Raw genomic sequence first — 23,254 nt, 5'->3', positions numbered from 1 at the left:
GGTCGTTCATGCGCACCGCAAAACATTCAACAAGGTGGCTTGCCGCCCTCGCCGCCATGCAGCTGCTGCTGTTCGCGCCGTCTCTCCACGCCCAATCGGCGGGTCAGGTCGAGTTCTCGCGCGGCGTTGGTTTCGCCCAGACGCCGGGTCAAGGCCCGCGGACCCTGGGCAAGGGCCTGGAACTGCGCGAGGGCGACCGCCTCACCACATCCGACGGCGGTTCCGCCGTGATCAAGCTGCAGGACGGCACCCGCATGACCGTGCGGCCGAATTCGGAGCTGGTGCTGCAGGAATACCGCTTCAAGGAAAGCGCGCCGCAGGACAACAGCTTCCTGATGCAGCTGGTGCGCGGCGGCTTCCGCGCCGTCACCGGCACCATCGCCAAGAGTTCGCCGAACGCCGCCAAGGTGCAGACCAACACGGCCACCATCGGCATCCGCGGCACCGATTTCGACGCCCGGATCTGCACGCGCGATTGCGCCGCAGAAGCGTCCAGGGTCACCGAGAGCGCACGCCCGAATGCCGTGGCCGCCAGTGCCAAGATCGTCGAGGTCACGGGGGAGGTCAACGCGGTCGACCCGGCCGGCCAGCGGCGCCGCGTCGTGGCCGGCGGCAGCATCTATCCCGGCGACACCGTCGAGACCTCCCCGAACACCCAGGCCGTGATGGCCTTCCGCGACGAGTCGAAGATCACCCTCGGCTCGCAGACCCGCTTCCGCGTCGACAACTTCGTGTTCGACCAGAAGAATGCGGGCGAAGGCCGGTTCCTCGTCTCGCTGCTGCGCGGCTCGGCCCGCGCCCTGACGGGCCTGATCGGCAAGGCCAACACCCGCAACGTCGGCTTCTCCACGCCCACCGCCACCATCGGCATCCGGGGCACGGGCTTCGATGTCAGTTTCGATGAGCTGCGGGGCACCCAACTGTGGACCTGGCTGGGCTCCATCGAGGTGGCACAAGGCCTGACCGCCCTTCAGGTGCTGCAGGCCGGCCAGGGGCTGTTCCTGCCGTTGTCCGGCCCGCCGCAGCTGATCACCAACCAGCCCTCGATCGAAGGCAAGCAGCCCGATCAGGTCAACGTCGACAACAAGCAGTTGTTTTCTAGCGACAACAGCTCGGACGCTTCGGAAGGCCTCTTCGTGTTCGTCCGCGACGGCCACATCGAGCTCGTGAGCGCCAAGGAGATCATGCACCTGGGCAAGAACGAAGCGGGATCGGTCGGCAACGACGGCACCACGTCGCGCCCGGTCAACATTCCGAAGTTCCTGGACTTCGACACCGTGCCGCTACCAGACTCGAAGAACCCGCTGCTGGTCAGCATCCTGGGCGAATCGGGCATCGGCAAGGTCTGCAAGTAAGTGACAAGCTGCTGAGTCCCGGCGAAAATGACCGCTCAAATAACGAAGAGCGGCAAGAAACATGAACCGAGGGTTTGAAATGCCCCGCCCGCTGTCTGGGCGGCGCAGGGGACGGTCTCTTCTGGCGCTGTGGGCTTTGGCCGCGGCTGGTTCGGCGGTCGCCCAGGCTCCCGCCGCCCCGCCGACGCCTCCGCCGGCCCCTGCCAATCCCCCGATGGCGGTTGCCGCGCCTTCCCCGGTGTTCACCATCCGGGGCTTCCAGATCACCGGCGAGAACCCCCTGGGCGAGGGAGAGTCCGCCCGCGTCCTGGCCCCTTACCTGCGTGCCAACGCCACCATCGAGACCTTGCAGCAGGCGACCGCTTCGCTCGAAGCCGTCCTGCGCGAGCGCGGTTTCGGCCTCCACAAGGTCGCCTTGCCGCCGCAGGAGCTGGGTGAGACCGTGCGGCTGGCGATCGTCAAGTTCACCATCGGCAAGGTCGGCATCGAGGGCGCCCAGATCTACGACGAGGGCAACATCCGCCGCACGGTGCCCGAGCTGCGCGAAGGCGACAGCCCCAATTTCCGGACTATGGCGATCCAGACCGCGATCGCCAATGAAAACCCAAACAAGCAGGTGCAGGTGGGGCTGCGCGAGTCCGAGGAAGCCGACAAGATCGACGCCACCATCACGGTGAAGGAAGCCAAGCCCTGGACCTTCGGCGTGTCGCTGTCCAATGCGGGCTCCGAGTCATCCGGCGAGGACCGCCTGACCGTGACCGCCGGCCACACCAACCTGTTCAACCGCGACCACCAGATCCAGGCGGCCTACACGACCTCCATCGAGAAGTCGGACGACGTGAAGCAGATCGGCCTGTCCTACCGCGCGCCGCTCTACGAGCTCGGAGGTGTCGTCGGAGCCAGCTACACACGGTCCGACGTGATCGGCAATTTCGGCACGTTCAACAGCACCGGCGCCGGTCATACCGCCGGCATCAACTACACGCACTACCTCGCGCCGGAAGGCGGGCGCCGCAGCTACGTGACGGTCGCCCTCGACGACAAGGTGTTCGACGCCGCCCGCATCAACAACCTCGTCGTGCCCGGTGCGCTCGATCGCCGCAGCCGGCCCATCACCTTCGGCTACACCGCGCGCACGGAAACCGACGCCGCGATCTGGGGCTACAACGCCGACCTGGCCTTCAACACCGGCTCCGGCGACAACAACGACCTCGTGTCCTACCGCAGCGAAGACCCGCGCATCGACACCGTCCACTGGAAAGCCGTTCGCGGCGGCGCCTTCTACACGGCGCCCGTCTTCCAGAGCTGGACCTGGAGCGTCCGCGGCCAGTACCAGTTCAGCCCCGACGTGCTGATTTCAGGCGAACAGTTCGGCCTGGGCGGCCTGGGCTCGGTGCGGGGCACGACGATCGAGCGGCCGCTGTCGGGCGACAAGGGCCTGTTCGGGTCGGTCGAACTGAGCACGCCGGAAGTGGTGCCCGGGCTTCGATTCCTGGGCTTCATCGATGCCGGCTGGCTCGGCAACAACGACGCCAACGGCACCAGCAAGCCTTCGTCCGACCGGCTCGCCAGCGTCGGACTCGGGCTGCGCTATGCCTCCGGCATCTTCGCCGTCACGGCGGACTATGGCCGCCTGCTGGTGAGCAGCAAGGTGCCGCTGACGGTGAATTCGTCCTCGCCCCAGAAGGGCGACGACAAGTTCTACGTGAACCTGTCCGTGCGGTTCTGAACCCCGTGGTTCCGGGCCTGCGCCTACACTAGGCGCATGGCCGGCCTCCGCAAAGACCAACCCGCTCCCCGATCCATCACCCTGCACGGGCAATCGCGCGTGCTGGAGATCGCTTTCGACGACGGCGCGAGTTTCCGCATCCCGTTCGAGCTGATGCGCGTCTATTCGCCCTCCGCCGAGGTGCAGGGCCACGGGCCCGGGCAGGAAGTCCTGCAGACCGGCAAGCGCGAGGTCGACATCGTCGATCTCGAATCGGTGGGCAACTACGCGGTCAAGCCGACGTTCTCCGACGGGCACGACACCGGGATCTTTTCCTGGGACTACCTCCACTTCCTGGGTTCGCAGCAGGGCGAGCTGTGGGCCGAGTACGAAAAGCGGTTGGCTGCCGCCGGGGCCGACCGCGACGCGCCCATGGCCGGCAAGGCCGCGGCCGGTGCCTGCGGACACTGAGGGCGTGATGGCAAAGACCGATTTCGGCTACGAATCCGTCGAGGAACGCGAGAAGGCCCGCCGCGTGCGTGGCGTGTTCGATTCCGTGGCGCCGCGCTACGACATGATGAACGACCTCATGTCGCTCGGCCTGCACCGGGCCTGGAAGGCCTTCACGGTGCTGGCCGCCGACCTGCGGCCCGGCCAGCGCGTGCTCGACATCGCCGGGGGCACGGGCGACCTGGCCCAGGCATTTGCCCGCAAGGTGGGCCCGACCGGCGTGGTCGTGCACACGGACATCAACGCTTCGATGCTGCGGGTCGGCCGCGACCGCCTGCTCGATGCGGGGGTCGTGCTGCCCACGGTCGTCTGTGACGCCGAAAAACTGCCGTTCGCGTCCGGGCATTTCGACCGCGTGTGCGTCGGCTTCGGCCTGCGCAACATGACGCACAAGGACCGCGCCATCGCCGAGATGCAGCGCGTCCTCCAGCCCGGCGGCAAGTTGCTGGTGCTGGAGTTTTCCAGGGTGGCGCAACCGCTGGAAAAGGCTTATGAGTGGTATTCGTTCTCGGTGCTGCCGCGGCTGGGCCGGCTGGTGGCGGGCGACGAGGCCAGCTACCGTTACCTGGCCGAGTCGATCCGCATGCATCCGGGCCAGGAGGAGCTCAAGGCCATGATGAAGAAAGGCGGGTTCGCCCATGTGGACTATCACAACCTCACGGGAGGCGTCGCCGCCTTGCACGTGGGGATCAAGTGCTAGCCGCCGTGCGCCAGCCCTGACGGCTTCGGCCGTCATCCTGGCTGGCGTGCTCGCCCTGGGCGCGCCGGACGCCCAGGCCGCGCGCCTCGGCGGCGGCCCGGCCGGCCAGCAGTCGACCAGCGCCGCGCCCCGGCAGAACACGGCGCCAGCATCGCCCGCCACGGCGACCCCCGACCAGCAGAAGCAGGCCTTGCCCGCCGCGGCTAGCACGGCCCCATCGGCCGGGCGGCCCGGGGCCGGCATGCTCGGCGGCCTGGCTGCCGGCCTCGGGCTGGCCTGGCTGGCGCACACGCTGGGTCTGGGCGCAGCCTTCGGCCAGTTCCTGCTGTTTGCCTTGTTGGCCCTGGTCATCATGGCCGGCATCGGGCTCTTCGTGCGTGCGCGCAGTGGCCCGGCGGCCGCCTGGCATGGTGATGCCTACCAGGGCGCCGGCGCCCCGGCGAACACGGTCACCGCCCGGCAGTACAGCCCCGACAAGGTCGGCAACGACGCTTCGGCCCGGCCGTGGGAACGCAGCAGCATGGCGTTCGAGGTGAGCAAGATCGGCCAGCAGGAACCGCAGGGCAGCGGCGCGCGCACCGGCCCGGCTCTCGAAAGCGGGCAGACCGGCGGGATGCCCGCCGGGTTCGACGCCGCGGGATTCCTGGCGGCCGCGAAGCGCAATTTCATCACCCTGCAGGACGCCTGGGACCGCTCCGACACGGCCAGCCTGCGCAGCATGATGACCGACGAGATGCTGGGCGAGATCCGCCAGCAGCTGGCCGAGCGCGATGGACAGCCGCAGGGCGCGCCCAGCCACACCGACATCGTGCTGCTGGAAGCGCAGTTGCTCGGCGTCGAGGACCAGGGGGGCTTCCACCTGGCGAGCGTGGAGTTCTCGGGGATGATCCGCGAAGACCCGTCCGCGGGGCCCAGCCCGTTTCGCGAAGTCTGGAACATGACCCGGCCCAAGGACGGCGCCGCCGGCTGGCTGGTGGCGGGAGTCCTGGCGCTGCAGTAGAAACCGCCCGGGGTCGTGAATAATCAGGGGACTATGGCCATACAGTCCCCCACTTCGTTTTTCGACCAGATGTTCGACCGCGTGGGCCAGGCCCTGCAGCCTCCCGGCTGGGTGGTGGAGGAAATGCAGCGGCGGCTGGTGCTGCTCATCAACCACGTGCTGCAGCAGGAGCCCGAGGCCCAGGCGCGGCTGAAGCGCCAGGCAGGGCGGCTGATCGAGGCGCACTGGCGGGTCTTCCACATCCGGCTGCAGGCCACCCCGGCCGGCCTGCTGGACCTGGCGCCGCCGGGTGCGCAACCGGACCTGACGCTGACCCTGACCGAGGATTCCCCGTTTGCGCTCGCGCAGGCCGCGCTGCGCGGCGAGAAGCCGCCGGTGCGCATCGCGGGCGACGTGCAGCTGGCCGCCGAGGTGCAATGGCTGGTCGACCACGTCCGCTGGGACCTCGAGGAAGACCTGTCGCGGCTGGTCGGCGATGCGCCGGCCCACGCGATGGGGCAGGTGGCGCGCGCCATGTCCGACGCGTTGCGCCGCTTCGTCGGCAGCGTGGCGCCCGCACCCATCCACACGCCGACGTCCAGTGTCGCCCCCCCGGCCGGTCCCACGCAGGCCGGCGGATGACGCGCTACCTCCGCGCCGGTTTCATCCTCCTGGTGATCCTGCGCTACGGGCTGGACGAACTCGTGCTCACCGGCTTCCGCCTGCGCGGGCTGGCCCGGGTCGTGACGTTCGGGCGCCGCCTCGACGCCCCGCGCGGCCAGCGCCTGCGCCAGGCGCTGGAACACCTGGGCCCCATCTTCGTCAAGTTCGGCCAGGTGCTTTCCACCCGGCGCGACCTGCTGCCGGCCGACGTGGCCGACGAACTCGCGCTGCTGCAGGACCGCGTCCCGCCGTTCCCCTCCGAGGTCGCGGTGGCCACCATCGAGCGGGCCTTCCGCCGCCCCCTGGCCGACATCTTCGAGAGCTTCGAGCACGAGCCGGTCGCCAGCGCTTCCATCGCACAGGTCCACTTCGCGGTGCTGAAGCTGCGCTCCGGCGAGCTGCGCCAGGTGGCGGTCAAGGTCCTGCGGCCCGGCATGCTGCCGGTGATCGACAAGGACCTCGACCTGATGCACATGATGGCCGGCTGGGTCGAAAGCGCGTCGGCCGACGGCCGCCGGCTGAAGCCACGCGAAGTGGTCGCCGAATTCAACAAGTACCTGCACGACGAACTGGACCTGGTGCGCGAAGCGGCCAACGCGGCGCAGCTGCGGCGCAACATGGCGGGCCTCGACCTGGTGCTGATCCCGGAGATGTACTGGGACTTCTGCCACCCCGAAGTGATGGTGATGGAGCGCATGTACGGCGTCCCGATCAGCCACATCGACCGGCTGCGCGCCGCCAACGTCGACATCCCGCAGCTCGCGCGGGACGGCGTGACGATCTTCTTCACCCAGGTGTTCCGCGACGGCTTCTTCCATGCCGACATGCACCCCGGCAATATCCAGGTGAGCCTGGAGCCGGGCACGTTCGGCCGCTACATCTCGCTGGATTTCGGGATCATCGGCACGCTGACCGAGCATGACAAGGAATACCTGGCGCAGAACTTCACCGCCTTCTTCCGGCGCGACTACAAGCGGGTGGCGGAACTGCACGTGGAGTCCGGCTGGGTGCCGCCCAACACACGCGTCGACGAACTCGAAGGTGCGATCCGCGGCGTGTGCGAGCCCTACTTCGACCGGCCGCTGAAGGAAATCTCGCTGGGCATGGTGCTGATGCGTCTGTTCCAGACCTCGCGCCGCTTCCATGTCGAGATCCAGCCGCAGCTGGTGCTGCTGCAGAAGACGCTGCTGAACATCGAGGGCCTCGGCCGCCAGCTCGACCCCGAGCTCGACCTGTGGAGCACGGCCAAACCGTTCCTGGAACGCTGGATGCTGGACCAGGTCGGCCCGCAGAAGCTGATCGAGGAACTGCGCGATCAGGCGCCGCGTTACGCCAAGCTGCTGCCCGACCTGCCGCGCCTGCTGCACACCTACCTGCAGCAGCAGCCTGGCGACGCCCGCCGCGAGATCCGGGAGCTGCTGGCGGAGCAGAAGCGCACCAACCGCCTGCTGCAGGGCCTGGCCTATGCCTTTGCCGGATTCGTCCTGGGGCTGATCGTCATGCAGGTCCTGGTGCGGGTCCGCTGGTTCTGAGCCTGCTCATCTACAATCCTGCGCGGAAAAAGGGGCCGATGCAATGAATGCGCTGATCTGGTTTGTTGTTGCCTACATGGTCGTCACCATCGCCATCGGCCTCATCGCCGCGCGGCGCGTGCATTCCGCGCGGGACTACATGGTGGCGGGGCGCAGCCTCCCGCTCTACATGAACGTGGCGACCGTCTTCGCCACATGGTTCGGCGCGGAAACCGTGTTGTCCGTGTCCGCGACCTTCGCCAAGGACGGCCTCTCCGGCATTCCTGGCGATCCCTTCGGCGCCTCGGTGTGCCTGGTGCTCGCCGCCCTGCTGTTCGCGCGACTGTTCTACCGCATGAACCTGCTGACGATCGGCGACTTCTACAAGCAGCGCTACGGCAAGGCGGTCGAAGTCATCACCAGCTTCGCCATCGTCGCCTCCTACCTGGGCTGGACATCCGCCCAGATGACGGCGCTCGGCCTCGTCATTCATGTTCTCTCGGGGGGGGGCCGTCTCGCTCAATCAGGCGATCCTGCTGGGCTCCGGGGTGGTGCTCGTCTACACGCTCTTCGGCGGCATGTGGTCGGTGGCCTTCACCGACCTGTTCCAGACCGTCGTGATCCTGGTGGGCCTGACGCTGGTGGCCTGGCTGGTCGGCGATCTCGCCGGCGGTGCGGGCAACGTCATCGCCAAGGCGGCGGCCGACGGCAAGCTCGCCTTTTTCCCGTCCGACAGCGCCGGCTGGTGGGCGATGGCGGGCGCGTTCTTCGCATTCGCGTTCGGTTCCATCCCGCAGCAGGACGTGTTCCAGCGCATGACCAGCGCCAAGGACGAAGCCACCGCCGTGCGCGGCACCATCATCGGCGCGCTGATCTATTTCTGCTTCGCCTTTGTCCCGATCTTCATCGCCTATGCGGCCGTCGTGGCCGATCCCGGCGTGGCCAAGCTGTTCGGTGCCGAGGATGCCCGTGAGATCCAGCGCGTGCTTCCCGATCTGGTGCTGGGCAAGATGCCGCTCTGGGCGCAGGTGATGTTCTTCGGTGCCCTGCTGTCGGCGATCCTGTCGACGGCCAGTGGCGCGTTGCTGGCACCCACCTCGCTCTTCACCGAAAACGTGCTGCGGCCGTTTTCGCCGGGCATGAGCGACCGGACGTTTCTGCTGTCCCTGCGCGTGATCCTGGTCATCTTCACGGGCTGCGCGCTCGTCTTCGCCCTGAACAGCACGAGCACCATGTACCAGATGGTGCAGAACGCCTACAACGTCACGCTGGCCGGCGCCTTCGTGCCGCTGCTGGCGGGCGCGTACTGGAAGCGGGCCACCACCCAGGGCGCGCTGCTGTCGTCCATCGGCGGCGTTTCGGCTTGGCTGCTGGTCCAGAATCTGACGGAAGGACTGGTCGTCCCGGCCAACCTGATCGGGTTTTTCGCCTCCATCGTCCTGATGGCCGTGGGATCCCTGGGGCCGCAGATCATCCGCAATCAGGGGCAGGCGATCGTGCGCGCCTGAGCGGCGGCTACGTGAGGGGCGCCGGGCCCCCGGCCTATAATTGAGGGCTTTGCATCCTTCAACCACCTGACGAGCCATGCCCATCTACGCGTACAAGTGCGGCTCCTGTGGCCATGCCAAGGACGTCCTGCAGAAGGTGTCCGACGAGCCCTTGTCGGTGTGCCCGGCCTGCGGCGCGTCCACCTTCGCGAAGCAGCTGACCGCCGCCGGCTTCCAGCTGAAAGGTTCCGGCTGGTACGCCACCGACTTCAAGAACGGCTCCGCCGCGCCCGCTCCCGACAAGGCGGCTGACGCCTCGGCCGAGAAGTCCGGCGACAAGGCCGCGGACAAGGCGCCGGAAAAGGCCGCGGGGGACAAGAGCGCCCCGGCCAAGTCCGAGCCCGCGGCTCCAGCCCCCGCACCCAAGTCCGACGCCCCCAGCGCCGGCGGCTGAAGCTCATGGCAGCACTCCGCAAATGGCTCCTGGCCGGCCTGCTGGTCATCGTCCCGGTGGCCATCACCATCTGGGTGCTGCAGTGGATCATCGGCACGCTGGACCAGACCTTGCTGATCCTGCCGGCGCAATGGCAGCCCGACAGGCTGCTCGGCGTCCACATCCCGGGCTTCGGCGTGCTGCTCACGCTGGGCATCCTGCTGGTCGTCGGCGCGGTGGCGAGCAACTTCGCCGGCAAGCGTCTCGTGGCGCTGGGCGATGCGATCGTGCACCGGATCCCGGTCGTGCGCTCCATCTACTCCAGCGTCAAGCAGGTCTCGGACACGCTGTTCTCGGAAAGCGGCAATGCGTTTCGCGTCGCCGTGCTCGTGCAATGGCCGCGCCCCGACGTCTGGACCATCGGTTTCGTGACGGGGGTCCCCGGTGGCGACGTCATCAACCACCTGCAGGGCGACTACGTCAGCGTCTATGTGCCGACCACGCCCAACCCGACGGGCGGCTATTTCGTCATGCTGCGCCGGGCCGACTGCATCGAATTGAAGATGAGCGTGGACGACGCGCTCAAGTACGTGGTTTCCATGGGCGTTGTCAGCCCTGGCGGTATCAAATCCTAGCAAGGACGCGTCGCCGCAAGGCGGCGCGTTATCCTCCGTGAATCAACAAATGCGTACGACCTACTGCGGTCTGGTGACCGAGGCCCTCCTGGGCCAGACCGTGAGCCTGTGCGGCTGGGTCAACCGGCGCCGCGACCACGGTGGCGTGATCTTCGTGGACCTGCGTGACCGCGAAGGTTACGTCCAGGTGGTCTGCGACCCGGACCGCGCCGACATGTTCAAGCTGGCCGAAAGCCTGCGCAACGAGTTCTGCGTCCAGATCAAGGGCCTGGTGCGCGCCCGCCCCGAGGGCACGACCAACGACAGCCTGAAGAGCGGCAAGGTCGAGGTGCTCTGCCACGAACTGACCGTGCTGAACCCCTCGGTGACGCCGCCTTTCCAGCTGGACGACGAAAACCTGTCGGAAACCACGCGCCTCATGCACCGCGTGCTGGACCTGCGCCGGCCGTACATGCAGAACAACCTGAGGCTGCGCTACAAGGTGACGATGGAGGTGCGGAAGTTCCTCGATGAAAACGGGTTCATCGACGTCGAGACGCCGATGCTCACCAAGAGCACGCCGGAAGGCGCGCGCGACTACCTGGTGCCCAGCCGCGTGCACGACGGCATGTTCTTCGCCCTGCCGCAGTCGCCCCAGCTGTTCAAGCAGCTGCTGATGGTGGCCGGCTTCGACCGCTACTACCAGATCACCAAGTGCTTCCGCGACGAGGACCTGCGCGCCGACCGCCAGCCCGAGTTCACGCAGATCGACGTCGAGACCTCGTTCCTCAAGGAGGAAGAGATCCGCACGATGTTCGAGGGCATGATCCGCAGCACGTTCAAGAAGGCCATCGACGTCGAGCTGGGCGAGTTCCCGGTGATGAAGCATGCCGACGCGATGCGCCTGTATGGCTCCGACAAGCCGGACCTGCGCGTCAAGCTCGAACTGACCGAGCTGACCGAGGTGATGAAGGACGTCGACTTCAAGGTGTTCTCGGGCCCGGCCAACGCCGAAGACGGCCGTGTGGTCGGCCTGCGGGTGCCGGGCGGCGGCGAGATGAGCCGCGGCGAGATCGACGGCTACACCGAGTTCGTCAAGATCTACGGCGCCAAGGGCCTGGCCTGGATCAAGGTGAACGAGGCCGCAAAGGGCCGCGAAGGCTTGCAGTCCCCGATCGTGAAGAACATCCACGATGCCGCGATCGCCGAGATCCTGAAGCGCACGGGCGCGGCCGACGGCGACCTGATCTTCTTCGGCGCCGACAAGGCCAAGATCGTCAACGACGCCATCGGCGCACTGCGCGTGAAGGTGGGCCACAGCGAATTCGGCAAGGCCCGCGGCCTGATCGAAGGCAAGTGGAAGCCGCTGTGGGTGGTCGACTTCCCGATGTTCGAGTTCGACGAGGACGGCCAGCGCTGGAACGCGGTGCACCACCCGTTCACGTCCCCGAAGGACGGGCATGAGGATTGGCTCGAGACCGACCCCGGACGCTGCGTGGCCAAGGCCTACGACGCGGTGCTGAACGGCATCGAGCTGGGCGGCGGCTCCGTGCGGATCCACCGCGAGGAAGTGCAGAGCAAGGTGTTCCGCGCGCTGAAGATCGACGCCGAGGAAGCCCAGGCCAAGTTCGGCTTCCTGCTGGACGCGCTGCAGTACGGCGCGCCGCCGCATGGCGGCATCGCCATCGGCCTGGACCGCTTCGTGATGCTGATGACGGGCGCCGAAAGCCTGCGCGACGTGATCGCCTTCCCGAAGACGCAGCGCGCCCAGTGCCTGCTGACCCAGGCACCGAGCCCGGTGGACGAGAAGCAGCTGCGCGAGCTGCACATCAAGCTGCGCAATACCGCGGCGGCCTGAGGCGGTGGGGCAGAATGAAAGGGCGCCGCGGCGCCCTTTCGCATTCATGGCACGCCCCTACAAGATCCCCCAGTCCGTCCTGGTCGTGGTTCACACGCCCGCGCTCGACGTCCTGCTGATCCGGCGAGCCGACGGTTCGGAACACTGGCAGTCGGTCACCGGGAGCAAGGACACGGAGCAGGAAAGCTTCCAGTCGACCGCCGTGCGCGAGGTGTTCGAGGAGACGGGGATCGTCTGCGCGGACTGCCGCCTCACCGACTGGGAGCTGGAAAACGTCTACGACATCTGGCCGGCGTACCGGCACCGGTATCCGCCCGGTGTGACGAGGAACACCGAGCACGTGTTCGGCCTGCTGGTGCCGCCCGGCACGGCGGTGCGGCTCAACCCGCGCGAACACACGGAGCATCGCTGGCTGAACTATCTCGAGGCGGCGGACGCCTGCTTCTCGCCATCGAACGCCGAAGCCATCCTGATGCTGCCACAATTTGCCGCATGACCCTTTTGCGGATCGCGACCTACAACATCCACAAGGGCGTGCAGGGGATGGGCCCGGCCCGGCGGCTGGAGATCCACAACCTCGGCCATGCCGTCGAGCAGCTCGACGCCGACATCGTGTGCCTGCAAGAGGTGCGCAAGCTCCATCGCACCGAAGCGCGCTATTTCCAACGCTGGCCGGAGCTGCCGCAGGCGGAATTCCTTTGCCCCGAAGGCTACGCCGCGGTCTACCAGACCAACGCCACCACCCGCCATGGCGAGCATGGCAACGCCCTGCTGTCGCGCTGGCCGATGGCATTGCATGCGCACGAGGACATGTCGGATCACCGCTTCGAGCAGCGCGGCCTGCTGCATGTGCCCGTGCGGGTGGGACGCAAGGAAGTGCACGTGATCGTGCTGCACCTGGGGCTGATCCCGGCGAGCCGCCTGCGGCAGATCGAGCAGGTGGGCCGCTACATCGAGCGCGAGGTGCCCCGCACCGCACCAGTCATCGTCGCGGGCGACCTGAACGACTGGGGCGGCAAGCTGCGGGCGGCCATGAACAAGCTGGGATTCAAGGACTTCATCGGCGAGCGCGCCCTGACATACCCCTCGCGCCTGCCCCTGGCGCAGCTGGACTACGTCTACAGCCGTGGATTGAAACCGGTCGGCGTGGAAGTCCCGCGCGGGCGCATCTGGTGGCGCATGTCCGATCACCTTCCGCTGATCGCGGAGTTCAAGATCTAGGACCGGCCATGCCGCGTGGTGCGCCCGTTCCTCGATCAGGTCACACCCTGCGCTTGCTGGAGGGCAGCCGTGAATTCTTTCCCGCGCTGATCGCAGCCATCGAATCCGCGCAGGCCGAGGTGCTCCTGGAGACCTACATCTTCGACTTCACCGGCAGCGGCAGCGAGGTGGCGGACGCCCTGGAGCGGGCGGCGCGGCGCGGCGTCCTGGTGCGGGTGCTGGTCGACGACGTCGGCACCGGCGAGCCACCGGAAGGCCGGCTCACCCGGATGGAATTCGTCGGCGTGCAATGGCAGGCTTTCGCACCGCTCGGTTTCCTGGGCCTGCTGTGGCCCGGGCACTGGCGCCGGCTGCACCGCAAGCTGTGCGTGGTCGACCAGCGCACCGGCTTCTGCGGCGGCATCAACATCCTCGACGACTTCCACGATCCCAACCATGGCGTCCTCGAGTCGCCGCGTTTCGATTTTTCGCTGCGCGTCACGGGGCCCCTGGTGGCCGACATGCACGAGACCATGACCCGCCAGTGGCAGCGCGCGGAAACCATGGGCCGCCTGCGGCAGGCGCGCCTGGGCGGCGCACTCGTCTCATGGCGCGCCATCGGGCAGGCCACGCCCCTGGCCGCGCCGGCGCCGGGGGAGCGGACCGCCGCCAAGGCGGCCCTGCTGCTGCGTGACAACCTGCGCCATCGTGCCCGCATCGAACGCGCGTACCTGCGCGCAATCGGCCGGGCCCGCGAGGAGATCATCATCGCCAACGCCTATTTCGTGCCGGGTGGCCGGATGCGCCGCGCGCTGATCGCGGCCGCGCGCCGCGGCGTGCGCGTCTGCCTGCTGCTGCAGGGTCGCTACGAATACTTCATGCAGTACTACGCGGCGCGCCCGGTCTTCGGTGCCTTGCTTTCCGCCCAGGTGCAGATCCACGAGTACGCGCCCAGTTTCCTGCATGCCAAGGTGGCCGTGATCGACGGCCATTGGGCCACCGTGGGTTCTTCCAACCTCGACCCGCTCAGCCTGCTGCTGGCCCGCGAGGCCAACGTGGTCGTCGACGACCGGGAGTTCGCGCAGGCGTTGCGGTCGCGGCTGGTGCGCGCCATGGAGCTGGAAGGCAAGGCCATGGTGGCCGAGGAGTTCGCGCTCCGGCCGCCGCTGCAGCGCGCCAAGGAATGGCTGGCCTTGGTCGTGATGCGCGTCGCACTGGCCGTGCAGGGCAAGAAATACCTGTAGCGTTCGCGATGGTGGATCTTGTCGTCCAGCGGCCCGAAGGCCTGTATTGCCCGCCGGGGCATTTCTACATCGACCCGTGGCGCCCGGTGGCGCGCGCCGTCATCACCCATGCGCATTCGGACCACGCCCGCATCGGCAGCGGGCAGTACCTGGCGGCCGCGCCGTCCGAGGGCGTGCTGCGCCAGCGGCTCGGCGAGATCCACCTGCAGACGCTGGCCTACGGCGAGGCCATCACGCACCATGGCGTCAAGCTCTCGCTGCATCCCGCCGGCCATGTGCTGGGCTCGGCGCAGGTGCGGCTCGAGCATGGCGGCCAGATCTGGGTGGCCAGTGGCGACTACAAGGTGGCGCCGGATCCGACCTGCGATCCGTTCGAGCCTGTGCGCTGCGACGTCTTCATCACCGAATCCACTTTCGGCCTGCCCATCTACCGCTGGCGGCCCGACGCGGAGACCTTCGCCGACATCAACAGCTGGTGGGCGCGCAACGCCAGCCACGGGCGCGCCAGCGTGCTCACCTGCTACAGCTTCGGCAAGGCGCAGCGGGCGCTCTCCGGCGTCGATGCCAGTATCGGGCCCATCATCGTGCACGGGGCCGTCGATCCCTTGAATCGCGCTTATCGCGCCGCGGGCGTCGTGCTGCCCGACACGCGCATGGTCACGGAAGTGCAGGACAAAGCGGACCTGCGGCGCTGCCTGGTCATCTGCCCTCCGAGCGCGGCCGCCAGCCCGTGGATGCGGCGCTTCGGCGACGCCCGCACGGCCTTCGCCAGCGGCTGGATGCAGGTGCGCGGCAATCGCCGGCGCGGCGGCTACGACCGTGGCTTCGTGCTGTCCGACCATGCCGATTGGCCGGGCCTGATGAGTGCCATCGCAGCCACCGGTGCGCGGCGCGTGATCGTCACGCACGGCAGCATCCCGGTGATGGTCCGTCACCTCGGCGAGCAGGGCTTGCAGGCCGGGTCGTTCGACACCGAGTACGGCGACGACAGCGTGGAAGCCGACGCGCAGGCGGCTCGGGGGGCCGAGGCATCCTGAGGTGAAGCACTTCTCCCGCCTCTTCAGCGAGCTCGACGCCACGACCTCGACCAACGAGAAGGTCGAGGCCCTCGCGCGCTACTTCGACATCGCTCCGCCGCGGGACGCGGCCTGGGCCGTCTATTTCCTGGCCGGGGGGAAGCCGCGCCAGGTCGCGAAGACCGCCACGCTCGCCACGCTGGCTTGCGAAGTCGCGGACATCCCGCCATGGCTGTTCGACGAGTGCTACCAGGCGGTGGGCGACCTGGCGGAGACCATCGCGCTCGTGCTGCCGGCGGGTGCAGCCACCTCGGAAACCGGCCTCGCGGAATGGGTGGAGCAGCGCTTGCTGCCGCTGCGTGGTCTGCCCGACGACGATGTCGCGCGCCGCATGGTGGACTACTGGCGCGAACTCGACACGCAGGGCCGCTTCCTGCTGACCAAGCTGGTCGGTGGCGGCTTTCGCGTCGGAGTGAGCAAGCTGCTGGTGCAGCGCGCCCTGGCTTCGCACGCGGGCATCGACGCCAAGCGCGTGGCCCAGCGGATGATGGGCTACACCGATGGCAAGGTCCTGCCGTCCCCCGAGCGCTACGAGGCCCTGATCGCGCGGACGGAAGAAGCGCTGGAAGGCCCGCGCGACGACGGCCAGCCCTATCCGTTCTTCCTCGCGCACCAGCTGGACCTGCCGCCCGAACTGTTCACCTCGCGCCTGGGGCCGGTCACCGACTGGATGGTCGAATGGAAATACGACGGCATCCGCGGCCAGATCGTGCGCCGTGGCGGCAAGACCTGGGTCTGGTCGCGCGGCGAGGAACTGGTCACCGAGCGATTCCCCGAGATCGAGGCGCTCGCCGCGCAGCTGCCGGACGGCACCGTCATCGACGGCGAGATCCTGGTGTGGCAGGGCGACCGCCCCGCGCCGTTCTCGCTCCTGCAGCAGCGCATCGGCCGCAAGAACGTGACGAAAAAGGTGCTGGCCGATGCGCCGGTGAGCTTCATGGCGTACGACCTGCTGGAGCAGGATGGCACCGACGTGCGGCCCCTGACGCAACGCGAGCGGCGCGCCCGGCTCGAAGCCTTGCTGCAAGACACCGGCGTATTGCTCTCCCCGGTGGAGCAGGACACCTCATGGCTGGGGCTGGCCCGCAAACGCGAGGAATCGCGCGAGCGCGGGGTCGAGGGCTTCATGCTGAAGCGGCTCGATGCCGCCTACGGCACCGGCCGGACGAAAGCGGAAGGCCTGTGGTGGAAGTGGAAGATCGACCCCATGACCATCGATTGCGTGCTGGTCTACGCGCAGGCCGGGCATGGCCGCCGCGCGTCCGTGTACACCGACTACACCTTCGCCGTCTGGAGCCGCCCGCCGGCGGACCAGGCGGAAGTGGATGCGGTGCTCGACGCGATCGCCCGCAAGGAGCCCGCGCAGCCGGGCGCGTTGCAGCTGGTCGCCTTCGCCAAGGCGTACTCCGGCCTCACCGACGAAGAGTTCCGCCAGGTCGACGCCATCATCCGCAAGAACACGATCGAGAAGTTCGGCCCGGTGCGCAGCGTGAAACCCAGCCTGGTGTTCGAACTCGGTTTCGAGGGCATCAACCGCAGCCCGCGCCACAAGAGCGGCATCGCGGTGCGGTTTCCCCGCATGCTGCGCATCCGGCACGACAAGCCCCTGGCAGAGGCCAATACACTGCAGGATCTGGAAACCCTGCTGAACCTGTGAGCTCCGCCTCCACCATCGCCGGATTGCTGCTCGCCATGGCGGCCTCGCTCGCGGCCGGACCAGCGCTGGCGCAGCGGGAGGTGTTCCGCTGTGTCGATGCCGCCGGCAAGGTGACCTACCAGATCCAGGTCTGCGGCGAGGGCCGGCAAGATGCCGTGAAGCTGCACGTCACGCCGGGCCAGGCTGCGCCTTCCGGACCCACGACCCCGCGGAAGGCCTACAAGGCACCGACCGAGGCCGTGCTCGTGTTCACGTACGACCCGCGGGAAGAACCGGTGGGTTTCACCACCGAGCGCATGGAAGCCGCCATTCGTTCCGCCATGGGCGCATGGATGGCCGGCTGCCAGGTGCGGCTGACCTATGCGGGGCGTGCCCCCGCGAAGCTGCCGGGCACGGCCGAGCGCGTGCCGATCCGCTGGGAGCCGAAGTACCTCCGCAGCAACGTGGCCGGCACCGGCGGACTGGCGCACGGGATCGCGTTGAACGTGTGGTTCCGCGAGGAGGACATGCTGCGCGTGCTCACGCACGAGATCGGCCATGTCCTCGGGCTGCCGCACAACCACGACAACCCCGAATCGATCATGAGCTACCTGCAGCACGAGAAAGCACGCCAGGCCGGCCGGGTGTCGGAAGCGGACTTCCTCGCCTGCAACCAGGCGATGCGGGCGAGGTTCGGCAACGAGGAACCCGAGGCGCCCCAGGCGGCCGCGCCTTCGCAGCCCGGTTCCCGCATGAGCGACCGGGAGGCCGTCGAAAAGATGCGCGAGCGCTACCGCGCGGCGAATGCGCCCGCGGACAACTCGCGCTGGCGCCCCGCTTCTCCCTAGATATTGGCGGGATAGGCGACCGGACTGCGCCGGCAAAGCCCTGGTGTTACCATTTCCGATGCTGATGAAAGCCGATCCGTCCAGCCAGCTCGCACCCGCCACCGACGAGGGGACCCCCGTGTCGGTGAAGATCCGCGAGCGCCTCGCTGCCGCGCGCAAGCGCTTCCATGCCAACGACAACATCGCGGACTTCATCCAGCCCGGCGAACTCGAAGCCCTGCTGGATGAGGTCGAGGTCAAGATGCAGGGCGTGCTGGACAGCCTGGTGATCGATACGGTTGGCGACCACAACACGGGCGACACCGCTCGCCGCGTCGCCAAGATGTACCTGAACGAGGTGTTCCGCGGCCGCTACGTCAAGGCGCCCAGCATCACCGAGTTCCCCAACGCCGAGCACCTGAACGAGCTGATGATCGTCGGCCCGATCACCGTGCGTTCGGCCTGCAGCCACCATTTCTGCCCGGTCATCGGCAAGCTCTGGATCGGCGTCATGCCCAACGAGCACACCAACGTGATCGGCCTGTCCAAATACGCGCGGCTGGCCGAATGGGTGATGGGCCGCCCGCAGATCCAGGAAGAAGCCGTGGTGCAACTGGCCGACCTGATCATGGTCAAGACGCAGCCCGACGGCCTGGCGGTGGTCATGGAGGCCAGCCACTACTGCATGGCCTGGCGCGGCGTGAAGGACATGGACAGCAAGATGATCAACTCGGTGATGCGCGGCTCGTTCCTGAAGGACGCCGCGCTGCGCCGCGAGTTCCTGGCGCTGATCCCGCGCTGAAAGCCCAAGGGTTCCCCATGCTGGTCCGTCTCCTGTACTGCAGCCGCGCCGTGGACACCACGCCCGATGCCATCGAATCCATCCTCTCGCAGGCCCGCCAGCACAACCCGGTGAGCGGCATCACGGGCATCCTCTGCTACGGCGGCGGCATCTTCCTGCAGGCCATCGAAGGCGGCCGCATGCAGGTGAGCGAGCTGTTCGGCACCATCCAGAAGGATGCGCGCCACAAGGACGTCGCCCTGCTGCACTACGAAGAGATTTCCGAGCGGCGTTTCGGCGGCTGGAGCATGGGGCAGGTCAACATCTCCAAGCTCAATCACTCCATCCTGCTGAAGTATTCCGAGAAGCCGGAGCTCGATCCGTACGGGGTCTCGGGCAAGGTGTCTCTCGCGCTGCTGGAAGACCTGATGGCCACCGCAGCCATCTGCGGCCGCGCCTGACCAGGCGGCGATGCCGCCGGCCGCGCTGGCGCTCGTCCTGCTCGCCGGGCTGATCCATGCCAGCTGGAACGTCGCCGCCAAGAAGGCCGGTGGCGACGTCCGCTTCGCCGCCTTCACCACGATGGTCATGCTGGTCGCCTGGGCGCCGCTCGGCATCTGGTTCGGCCTGCGGCAACTCCCCGGCTGGGGCTGGCACGAATGGGCCCTGGTCGCCGCCAGCGCCTTGCTGCACACCGGCTACTTCCTCTTTTTGCTGCGCGGCTACCGCAAGGCCGACCTCACGGTGGTCTACCCGCTCGCGCGTGGCTCGGCGCCGCTGCTGTCCTCGCTCACGGCCGTCATCGTGCTGGGCGAGCACATCTCGGCGCTGGGCGTGGCGGGCATCGCCGGCGTCGTCGTGGGCGTGTTTCTCATTGCCGGTGGGCCGGGCTTGTGGCGGGCTTCGCACGATCCCGCGCAGCGGCAGCGCGTGCGCAAGGGCATGGTGTACGGAGTGGCGAGCGGCGCCTTCATCGCGGGCTATACCGTCGTGGATGGTTACGGCGTGAAGGTGTTGCTGATGTCGCCCATCCTCGTCGATTACATGGGCGCGTTGCTGCGGCTCGTGGTCGTCGCGCCGGCGGTACTGCGGGACGTGCCGGCGGCGCGGACGCTCTGGCGCAGCCAGCGCAAGTACGCGCTGTTCGTCGGCGTGGTGAGCCCGGTGTCGTACGTGCTCGTGCTGTATGCGATGCAGATGGCACCGCTCTCGCACGTGGCACCGGCGCGCGAAGTGTCGATGCTGTTCGCCGCGCTGCTGGGCGGGCAGTTGCTGGGTGAGCGTGACCGCGGCCCGCGACTCGTGGGCGCGGCGTGCATCGCGGCCGGCGTGGTGGCGCTCGCCCTATGACGACACCACTGCTCGGCTGCGACTTTTCCAGCGCGCCGACGCGGCGCAAACCCATTGTGCTGGCCCTGGGCACGGCGGACCGTGGCCGCGTGCGGCTGGAACGGCTGGAAAAGCTGGAATCGCTGGCCGCGTTCGCCGCGTGGCTGGCCGAGCCGCGCCCCTGGGTCGGCGGCTTCGATTTCCCTTTCGGCCTGCCGCGGGAACTGGTGGAGCACCTCGGCTGGCCCACGCAGTGGCGCGAGTGCATGCGGCACTACGCGGGGCTCACGCGGCCACAAATCCGCGAGACCTTCGCCGCCTACTGCGACGCGCGCCCCCCGGGCGGCAAGTTCGCGCATCGCCGCTTCGACAAGCTGGCCGGTTCCAGCCCCTCGATGAAGTGGGTCAACCCGCCCGTCGCCTACATGCTGCATGCCGGCGTGCCGCTGCTGCTGGAAGCAGGCGTCCACCTGCCGGGCCTGCATGCGGGCGACCCCGCGCGCGTCGCGCTGGAAGCGTACCCAGGCCTGCTGGCGCGCGAGTGCATCGCGCAGCGCAGCTACAAGGCCGACGACAAGGCCAGGCAGACGCCCGAACGGCTGATCGCACGCAAGGACATCCTGCACGCGCTGGAGCAGGGCAGCACGCGGCTGGGCCTGCGCCTCAAGCTCACGCATGCGCAGCACGAGGCGCTGGTGCACGACGCCAGTGGCGACAGCCTGGATGCGGTGCTCTGCCTGATGCAGGCGGCATGGGCAGCGCAGCACGGGGCGCCCAGCTACGGGCTGCCGGCGGACCTGGACCCGCTGGAGGGCTGGATCGTCAGCGCATGAGGGCGGCATGACGCATCGCCTGCTGGCCGACGCCGTGGTGCTGCTGCACCTCCTGTTCGTGGCATTCGCCGTGGCCGGTGGCCTGCTCGGGTTGCTCTGGCGCCGGGCGCCGGCCGTGCATCTGCCCGCGCTTGCGTGGGCCGCCTGGGTGGAATTCAGCGGCAGCATCTGCCCGCTGACCCCACTGGAAAACCAGCTGCGCCAGGCGGCCGGCGGCGCCGGTTATCCGGGCGGCTTCGTCGAGCACTACCTGCTGCCCGTCCTGTATCCGGCCGGGCTGACCCGTGAGCTGCAGTGGACCCTGGGCGGCGGCCTCCTGCTGTTCAACGCCATCGTCTACGCCTTGCTGGGCTGGCGGGCCTGGCGCCGCGCATGAATTGTTACGTTGGGGTCCGCCGCGCGGGCGCCGACCGTACGCTTGCGGAATGGAACACGACGAAGACGCAGTGCGCGACATGCTCCAGCGCTTCGCGCGCGCCTTCACCAGCGGCGACGGTCCCGGCGCCGCGGCTTGCTGGGAGGTCCCCGCACTGGTGGTGAGCGCCGAAGGCAACCGCGCCGTGGCGACGCTGGACGAAGTGGCTGCCTTCTTCGGTGGGGCCAAGGCGCAGTACAACCAGCAGGGCGTCACCGGCACACGGCCGGATGTCCAGCGCATCGACTGGCACACGCCGCAACTGGCCTCCGTGACGGTGCAGTGGCCGTACCTGGATGCCGACGGCCGGCCGGTCGCCGGTTCGGAATCCAGCGTCTATGTCGTCCGCCTGAAGGAAGGCGCAGCGAAGATCTGCGCCGTCGTGATGCTGGGGACTTCGGAGTGAACGAGCCGGTCAGGGACTGAGCCGGCCGAACGCCAGCAGGGTCTCGGTATCGGTGCGGTACATCTTCAGCAGCGGCCCCTCGTCGAGCGCGCCGGCCTTCAGCAGCACTTTCTCCACCGGCAGCTTGATGCCGCTGATGTGCAGCGTGATGCCGCGCTCGGCGAGCACGGCGCGCAACTGCGTGAACATCTCCACGCCCGTCACGTCGATGCGGTTGATGGGTTGCGCGAACAGGCAGACGTGCCGCACGTCGGGGTGGCTCGACAGGTGTTCCACGATCGCGCGTTCCAGCGCGCTGGCCGACGCGAAGTCCAGCTCGGCGTCCATGCGCAACGCGAAGAGCTGCGGCGCCAGCGGGGCCAGCTTCCAGAGGTGGCGGTCGCGCAGGCTGCCGTCGGGGTGCAGGCCCACCTCGATGATGCGCGGATGCAGCCGCAGGTAGAGGAAGTGCGTGAGCCCCATCAGCACGCCGGTCAGCACGCCCCAGTAGATGCGCGGCGCGCTCAGCAACGTCACGGCGAAGGTGACGACGGCGGTGGCAGCCTCGACGCGGTCCACGTGCCAGAGTTGGCGCAGCGCATGCGGCTTCAGCAGGCCGGCGACGGCGGCGATGACGATCGCCGCCAGCACCGCGCGCGGCACATGCGCCAGCAGCGAAGTGAGCAGGAGCGCGGCCAGGACGAACAACACCGTGGCCACCGTCGCCCAGCCCGTCTTGCCGCCGGCATACAGCGTGATGGCGGAGCGCGAGAAGGAGGTGCTGGTGGGAAAACTGCCCGAGAAGCCCGATGCGAGCTTGGCCAGGCCTTGCGCGAGCAGGTCCTGGTTGTCGTTCCAGCGCTTTCCGTCGCGCTGCGCTTCGATCTTGGCGCTGGACGCCGTCTCCAGGAAGCTCACCAGCGTGATGACCAGGGCCGGCACCAGCAATGCGCCCAGCGTCTCCCAACCGGGCCAGCCCGGCCAGTAGGGGGTGGGCAGGCCGGCCGGCAGGTTTCCGATGACCGCGCCCCGGGCGGAGTAGCCGCTGAAACGGCTGACCAGCGCGCCCACCATCACGACGATCATCACCATCGGCAACCGTGGCGCGAACCGCTTGCCCGCCACCAGCAAGGCCAGGCTGACCAGCCCGAACGCCAGCGTGGCCGGGTCGCCATGCGGATCGCGCAGCAGTCCCAGCGCGCTTCCCTGCGCGCCCAGCAGCGCCGGCAACTGTGAAGCGATGATGAGCAAGGCGGCGGCTTGCGTGAACCCGAGCAGCACCGGGGCACTTACCAGGTTGAGAACCCATGCCATGCCACCCGCGCCCAACGCCAGCTGCATGAGGCCCGAGAGCAGCGCGAGCCAGACCGCGAGCGCCACCCACTGGGGGCTGGCCGGTTCGGCCAGGCCGCTGAGCGACGCCGCGGTCAGCACGCAGGTGAGCGCGGCCGGCCCGACCGACAACCGCGTGGAACTGCCGAACAGCACGGCCACCAGCGGCGGCAGCAAGCCCGCATAGAGGCCCGTCACGAGCGGCATGCCGGCCAGCGCTGCGTAGGCCACGCATTGCGGCACCATCACGAGCGCGACCGTCAATCCCGCCATCAGCTCGTTGCGCAGCAGGTCGGCGCCGGGGCGGGGCCAGTTCAGGAAAGGCAGCCAGCGGGAGAGCTTGGACATCGACTGGAGTATGTCATTGCGGCGTCTTGC

Annotated in this window: 24 protein-coding genes and 1 pseudogene; 24 read left to right on the top strand and 1 reads right to left on the bottom strand. The window is 68.4% G+C overall.

The features are described 5' to 3' along the window. Window positions 1-56: 56 nt before the first annotated feature. The 24 genes and pseudogenes from FN976_RS06045 (at window position 57) to FN976_RS05935 (ending at window position 21,565) form a co-directional block, all read left to right on the top strand. Window positions 57-1,355 carry a FecR family protein gene (locus tag FN976_RS06045; protein ID WP_186510761.1) on the top strand — a complete coding sequence of 433 codons (1,299 nt, stop codon included), beginning with the start codon at window positions 57-59 and terminating at the stop codon, window positions 1,353-1,355. A 214-nt stretch (window positions 1,356-1,569) separates the two neighbouring features. Beyond that, window positions 1,570-3,084, top strand: coding sequence for a ShlB/FhaC/HecB family hemolysin secretion/activation protein (locus FN976_RS06040; protein ID WP_186510760.1), 1,515 nt, complete (start codon window positions 1,570-1,572; stop codon window positions 3,082-3,084). Between the two features lie 36 nt (window positions 3,085-3,120). Next, on the top strand, window positions 3,121-3,534 hold the full coding sequence (locus FN976_RS06035) for a gamma-butyrobetaine hydroxylase family protein (RefSeq protein WP_145892006.1): 414 nt from the start codon (window positions 3,121-3,123) through the stop codon (window positions 3,532-3,534). Between the two features lie 7 nt (window positions 3,535-3,541). Then, window positions 3,542-4,273 carry a bifunctional demethylmenaquinone methyltransferase/2-methoxy-6-polyprenyl-1,4-benzoquinol methylase UbiE gene (gene ubiE / locus FN976_RS06030; protein ID WP_145892004.1) on the top strand — a complete coding sequence of 244 codons (732 nt, stop codon included), beginning with the start codon at window positions 3,542-3,544 and terminating at the stop codon, window positions 4,271-4,273. A 46-nt stretch (window positions 4,274-4,319) separates the two neighbouring features. Beyond that, the gene (locus FN976_RS06025; protein ID WP_255440163.1) at window positions 4,320-5,273 is read left to right on the top strand and encodes a Tim44 domain-containing protein; all 954 of its coding nucleotides are present in this window, start codon (window positions 4,320-4,322) and stop codon (window positions 5,271-5,273) included. Window positions 5,274-5,306: 33 nt separating this feature from the next. Continuing rightward, window positions 5,307-5,894 (top strand): ubiquinone biosynthesis accessory factor UbiJ, encoded by a 588-nt coding sequence (locus FN976_RS06020; RefSeq protein WP_145892000.1) that lies wholly within the window; start codon window positions 5,307-5,309, stop codon window positions 5,892-5,894. Continuing rightward, window positions 5,891-7,447, top strand: a complete 1,557-nt coding sequence (gene ubiB / locus FN976_RS06015; protein WP_145891998.1) for a ubiquinone biosynthesis regulatory protein kinase UbiB — start codon at window positions 5,891-5,893, stop codon at window positions 7,445-7,447. Before FN976_RS06020 ends, ubiB begins: the two co-directional genes overlap by 4 nt. A gap of 43 nt (window positions 7,448-7,490) precedes the next feature. Beyond that, window positions 7,491-7,856 (top strand): annotated as a pseudogene (locus FN976_RS29685) (sodium:solute symporter family transporter); the annotation flags it as partial. 61 nt (window positions 7,857-7,917) lie between these two features. After that, on the top strand, window positions 7,918-8,934 hold the full coding sequence (locus FN976_RS06010) for a sodium:solute symporter family transporter (RefSeq protein ID WP_349291343.1): 1,017 nt from the start codon (window positions 7,918-7,920) through the stop codon (window positions 8,932-8,934). 76 nt (window positions 8,935-9,010) lie between these two features. Then, window positions 9,011-9,367 (top strand): FmdB family zinc ribbon protein, encoded by a 357-nt coding sequence (locus FN976_RS06005; protein WP_145891996.1) that lies wholly within the window; start codon window positions 9,011-9,013, stop codon window positions 9,365-9,367. Window positions 9,368-9,372: 5 nt separating this feature from the next. Continuing rightward, a complete protein-coding gene (locus tag FN976_RS06000) occupies window positions 9,373-9,981 on the top strand; it encodes a DUF502 domain-containing protein (protein ID WP_145891994.1) in 609 nt (202 codons plus the stop codon). A 49-nt stretch (window positions 9,982-10,030) separates the two neighbouring features. Further along, window positions 10,031-11,818, top strand: coding sequence for an aspartate--tRNA ligase (gene aspS / locus FN976_RS05995; protein WP_145891992.1), 1,788 nt, complete (start codon window positions 10,031-10,033; stop codon window positions 11,816-11,818). A 46-nt stretch (window positions 11,819-11,864) separates the two neighbouring features. Further along, window positions 11,865-12,314: a dihydroneopterin triphosphate diphosphatase gene (gene nudB, locus FN976_RS05990; protein WP_145891990.1), complete on the top strand. Its 450-nt coding sequence runs from the start codon at window positions 11,865-11,867 to the stop codon at window positions 12,312-12,314. After that, window positions 12,311-13,039, top strand: coding sequence for an endonuclease/exonuclease/phosphatase family protein (locus tag FN976_RS05985; protein ID WP_145891988.1), 729 nt, complete (start codon window positions 12,311-12,313; stop codon window positions 13,037-13,039). Before nudB ends, FN976_RS05985 begins: the two co-directional genes overlap by 4 nt. A gap of 8 nt (window positions 13,040-13,047) precedes the next feature. Next, window positions 13,048-14,262, top strand: a complete 1,215-nt coding sequence (gene clsB, locus FN976_RS05980; RefSeq protein ID WP_145891986.1) for a cardiolipin synthase ClsB — start codon at window positions 13,048-13,050, stop codon at window positions 14,260-14,262. Between the two features lie 8 nt (window positions 14,263-14,270). Beyond that, on the top strand, window positions 14,271-15,299 hold the full coding sequence (locus tag FN976_RS05975) for a ligase-associated DNA damage response exonuclease (protein ID WP_145891984.1): 1,029 nt from the start codon (window positions 14,271-14,273) through the stop codon (window positions 15,297-15,299). A gap of 1 nt (window position 15,300) precedes the next feature. After that, the gene (locus FN976_RS05970) at window positions 15,301-16,995 is read left to right on the top strand and encodes an ATP-dependent DNA ligase (protein ID WP_145891982.1); all 1,695 of its coding nucleotides are present in this window, start codon (window positions 15,301-15,303) and stop codon (window positions 16,993-16,995) included. Further along, window positions 16,992-17,822: a DUF4124 domain-containing protein gene (locus FN976_RS05965; RefSeq protein WP_145891979.1), complete on the top strand. Its 831-nt coding sequence runs from the start codon at window positions 16,992-16,994 to the stop codon at window positions 17,820-17,822. The genes FN976_RS05970 and FN976_RS05965 overlap by 4 nt, the downstream gene beginning before the upstream one ends. A gap of 58 nt (window positions 17,823-17,880) precedes the next feature. Next, the gene (gene folE / locus FN976_RS05960) at window positions 17,881-18,603 is read left to right on the top strand and encodes a GTP cyclohydrolase I (RefSeq protein WP_432417849.1); all 723 of its coding nucleotides are present in this window, start codon (window positions 17,881-17,883) and stop codon (window positions 18,601-18,603) included. A gap of 17 nt (window positions 18,604-18,620) precedes the next feature. Continuing rightward, on the top strand, window positions 18,621-19,043 hold the full coding sequence (locus tag FN976_RS05955; protein WP_145891975.1) for a BLUF domain-containing protein: 423 nt from the start codon (window positions 18,621-18,623) through the stop codon (window positions 19,041-19,043). Window positions 19,044-19,053: 10 nt separating this feature from the next. Further along, entirely contained in the window at window positions 19,054-19,932 is an 879-nt protein-coding gene (locus tag FN976_RS05950) for a DMT family transporter (RefSeq protein WP_145891973.1), read from the top strand. Next, complete coding sequence (locus FN976_RS05945; protein WP_145891971.1) at window positions 19,929-20,744, top strand: DUF429 domain-containing protein; 816 nt, start codon at window positions 19,929-19,931, stop codon at window positions 20,742-20,744. The genes FN976_RS05950 and FN976_RS05945 overlap by 4 nt, the downstream gene beginning before the upstream one ends. A 7-nt stretch (window positions 20,745-20,751) precedes the next feature. Beyond that, window positions 20,752-21,120 (top strand): DUF2784 domain-containing protein, encoded by a 369-nt coding sequence (locus FN976_RS05940; RefSeq protein WP_145891969.1) that lies wholly within the window; start codon window positions 20,752-20,754, stop codon window positions 21,118-21,120. Window positions 21,121-21,169: 49 nt separating this feature from the next. Continuing rightward, window positions 21,170-21,565 (top strand): DUF6841 family protein, encoded by a 396-nt coding sequence (locus FN976_RS05935; RefSeq protein ID WP_145891967.1) that lies wholly within the window; start codon window positions 21,170-21,172, stop codon window positions 21,563-21,565. A gap of 9 nt (window positions 21,566-21,574) precedes the next feature. On the opposite strand, the gene FN976_RS05930 is transcribed toward FN976_RS05935, so the two are convergent. Then, entirely contained in the window at window positions 21,575-23,224 is a 1,650-nt protein-coding gene (locus tag FN976_RS05930; protein WP_145891965.1) for a SulP family inorganic anion transporter, read from the bottom strand. Window positions 23,225-23,254 lie beyond the last annotated feature (30 nt).

The organism is Caenimonas sedimenti (assembly GCF_007833165.1).
GTDB lineage: Bacteria > Pseudomonadota > Gammaproteobacteria > Burkholderiales > Burkholderiaceae_C > Ramlibacter > Ramlibacter sedimenti.
This window is presented reverse-complemented; position numbering and strand designations above follow the sequence as displayed.